Origin of the sequence: Candidatus Chloroploca mongolica (assembly GCF_004762035.2) — a bacterium.
Classification (GTDB): Bacteria; Chloroflexota; Chloroflexia; order Chloroflexales; family Chloroflexaceae; genus Chloroploca; species Chloroploca mongolica.
The window spans coordinates 1-3802 of record NZ_SIJK02000139.1 but is presented as its reverse complement, the minus strand read 5'-3'; the positions used below and the strand labels follow the sequence as shown (position 1 = coordinate 3802).

Genomic DNA, 3802 nt, shown 5'->3' with positions numbered 1-3802 from the left:
TGCCAGGTCTGGACGGGCCGAGGCCACCCTGACGAGACCTGCCAGGGGTGCGCCGTGGGGCGCGCCAAGTTCCCAGGACGTCTTGGCGGCGCACCCCAAGCAGGTCGAACGGGGCCGCGTTGGTGCCTCGACCTGGCAGGTGGGCCGCGCCCTTGCCGCCCCGGACTTGGCCCAGCGTCCACCGCGCCCCTCCCCGACCTGGCAGGTGGGCCGCGCCAGACAGCCCTGATGCCTAGGACCAAGTCCACCGCGCCCCACCTGCTAGGTCTGGGTGTGCGGGCGCGCCGCGGGAGACCCGCCAGGCGTGCGCCGTGGGGATGGGCAGGGTTCCAGGATGCTGGTAGGTCGTATAATATCTCATAGGTCGTATAAGGAGTTTCCCCCTATGTCCCTCCTCGCTACTATTCAACAGCATCTCGATGCGGCGGCTCAGGCCGAGAGCCTCCGCGATCTGTTTGCGCAGACGCTCGGTTGGGGGCGTTTGGCGGGCGCTGGGCAGCAGTTGCGCGTTGGTGCGCCGGTGCAACTGACCCTCGTTGCCCAGCCGCTGGCGCAACTTGGGGGGCTTCCGGTCTTTCGGCTGGTTTGGCCCGAGGCGAAACCACCGACGGTGATGCAGCGCCGGGCGGTCTATCATGCGCTGGCACCGGTGGCGCGTGAGCATTTGCTCTGTTATGTGACCCAGGATGGGCGCCACGTGGCGTTTGTTTGGGCACGGGATCGCGGTGGGCAGCGGGTCGAGTTGCGCACGTTGCCCTATGAGCAGGGTTCCTCGGCCCGGACGACGCTTGAGCGCTTGGCGGTGCTCGCGTTTCGTTTCGATGACTTCGATCTTTTTGGTGAGCTTCCGACGGCCAGGGTGCTCGAGCGCCTCAATGAGGCCTTTGATGTCGAGGTGGTGACCAGGCAGTTCTTTGCGACCTATCGGGCGTGCTTTGAGCAGGCCGAGGCCGCGCTGCGTGGAATCGATGATGCGCACGCGCGCCGCCTCTGGGTGCAGAAGCTCTTTAATCGGTTGATGTTCATTGTGTTTCTCGAGCGCAAGGGCTGGTTGAGCTATGCTGGGCGTACCGATTATCTGCGGGCGCTCTGGCAGGCCCATGTGCGCGAGCGCGTGGACGATCCACAGGCCAATTTTTATACCAGTCGCTTGAAGTTGCTCTTTTTTGCCGGGTTGAATACGCCGCATGAGGTCAATGTTGTTGCGATCAAGCGCAATCATGTGCTCGAAGAGCGCATCGGGCGGGTGCCGTATCTGAATGGTGGGTTGTTTGAGGAGGAACCCGATGACCGCGATGATGCTATCGTCGTGCCCGATGTGGCCCTGGAAGAGGTGCTGACCGATCTCTTCTATCGTTTCAATTTTACGGTGTCCGAGAGTACGCCGTTTGATATTGAGGTGGCCGTTGATCCCGAGATGCTCGGCAAGGTCTTTGAGGAGTTGGTGACGGGTCGCCACGAGAGTGGCAGCTACTATACGCCGCGGCCGATTGTGGCGTTTATGTGCCGTGAGGGGTTGAAGGGGTATTTGCAGCACCAGCTGCCCCACGAGGCGCCGGCTGCCCTCGCGGCGTTTGTGGATGCGCGTGGGGCCGCCGACCTCAATAATCCTGAAGCCGTGCTCGCCGCCCTCAAGCGTGTGCGGGCGTGCGACCCCGCCTGTGGCAGCGGGGCGTACCTGCTCGGCATGCTCCAGGAACTGCTCGCGTTGCGGGCCGGGCTCTTCGCGGCGCGCAAGGTCGATCCGGTGACCACCTATCAGCGCAAGTTGGAGATTATTCAGAACAATATTTACGGGGTGGATCTCGACCCCTTTGCGGTCAATATCGCCCGCCTGCGCCTCTGGCTTTCGCTGGTGGTGGACTATGAAGGTGACGATCCGCCGCCGCTGCCCAACCTCGATTACAAAGTCGAGGTGGGCGATAGCCTGACCGCTCCCGATCCCTCGGGCGGTCTTCAGCCCGACATGTTCCGCAAGCAGCAGATCGCCGATCTCTTTGCGCTCAAAGAGCACTACTTACGGGCGCACGGCAGCGAAAAGGCCACGTTGCGTGCCCAGGTCGCGGCCCACGAACGCGAGATTACCGCGTGGGCGCACCCCAAAGGGGGCATCCAGGGCTTTGATTGGGCCGTCGAGTTTGCCGAGGTCTTTGCCGAGGGAGGCTTTGATATTGTGGTGGCGAACCCGCCGTATGTGCGCCAGGAGCTGATCAAAGCGCTCAAACCGACGCTCAAGAGCATCTACCCCGATGTCTACGTGGGCACCGCCGATCTCTATGTCTACTTCTACGCCCGTGCGTTGCAAAGCCTGCGCGACGGCGGTATGCTCTGCTTTATTACGCCCAACAAGTGGTTTCGGGCTGGCTATGGTGAGAAGCTGCGGTCACTGATGCAACAGCTTGACCTGCGGATTCTGATCGATTTTGGCGACGCCCCGGTCTTTCAAGCGACGACCTATCCAAGCATCATCATCGCCAGCAAGCAAGCCCCGACAGCAGGCAAGCAGGTGCTAGCGCTCACATGGGCGAGTGGACGGCCCCTGGGTGAGTTTCTTGAAGTCGTGGAGCAGGCCAATCAGGCCCAGATGCAGCGCAGCGCCACGGCATCAGGGATTGAACAACGCTATCTGAGCAGCAGCGGATGGAACCTCGCGGGCAACGCGACCTATCGCTGGTTGGAGCAGATGAAGGCATCCGGTAAGCCGTTGGGCGAGTATGTGCAGGGGCGAATTTATCGTGGATTAGTGACCGGATTAAATGACGCTTTTGTGATAGATGGTGCAACTCGTGATCAACTAATCAAGAAACATTCTTTGAGCAAACAGATATTGAAGCCTTGGTTAAGAGGTCGTGATGTAAAACGCTGGAGAATAGAGTCAAACGATTTGTGGTTGTGTTACATAGGATGGGATACTGTCATTACAGATTATCCAGCGATTTTAGATCACCTAAAGCAGTTCGAAGCAGAACTAAAGACCCGCCCCGAGGTTCAACAAGGACGATACCCTTGGTATGCTCTTAGTAGGTATGCTGCCGATTATTGGCAGGAATATGAGATACCAAAAGTACTTATACCATCTATCATTGAAAAATCATCATTTGTTTCAGATAAAGAAGGCTTTTTTAGTAATGATAAAACATCAATATGTATAGCAGAAGATATAAATTTTACTACTGCTATACTCAACTCATCTCTGAGTTGGTTCTATCTTACTCAAATTGCCTCATCAAAGCAAGGGGGATTTTACGAAGCAAAACCAATGTACATCTCCCAAATCCCCATCCCCAACGCCCCCGCCGACGAACGCAAAGCCATCGGCGCACTCGCCAAGCAATGCCTAAAGGCGCGCGGGCAAGGGGCGCAGGTCGCGGCGTGGGAAGCGGAGATCGACGAGCGGGTGGCGCGGTTATACGGGCTGAGCGCGGCGGATTTGGCGGGGCTGCGGGGGGAGTAGGACCTCTTTTGGGGGTAGGGTTTTTTATCCACGCGCCGAGGGAGCGACATGACGTTCGTTTTTTTCGTACGAAGGTGGCGGTGTCGTTGGCCAAGGTTCGGGGCACAAGCGTCGCGGCATGGGGATGGGTTGCTGGTTCAGGGCCCGCACCAAGGGGGGCCAACGCCCGCCATGTCATTCCGAACGCCGTGAGGAATCTTCACTGCGGCGCATGGAAGACCCCTCGCTGCGCTCGGGGTGACAGGGCGGGCGCAGCGGGGTGACAGGGCGGGCGCAGTGGGGGGCCAACGCCCGCCATGTCATTCCGAACGCCGTGAGGAATCTTCACTGCGGCCCATGGAAGACCCC

Annotated in this window: 2 protein-coding genes; both read left to right on the top strand. The window is 59.4% G+C overall.

The features are described 5' to 3' along the window. On the top strand, positions 1 to 229 hold a 229-nt coding region (locus EYB53_RS25125), incomplete at its 5' end, for a hypothetical protein (protein WP_205712773.1). Positions 230 to 385: 156 nt separating this feature from the next. Next, positions 386 to 3454, top strand: a complete 3069-nt coding sequence (locus EYB53_RS25120) for an Eco57I restriction-modification methylase domain-containing protein (RefSeq protein WP_205712772.1) — start codon at positions 386 to 388, stop codon at positions 3452 to 3454. Positions 3455 to 3802 lie beyond the last annotated feature (348 nt).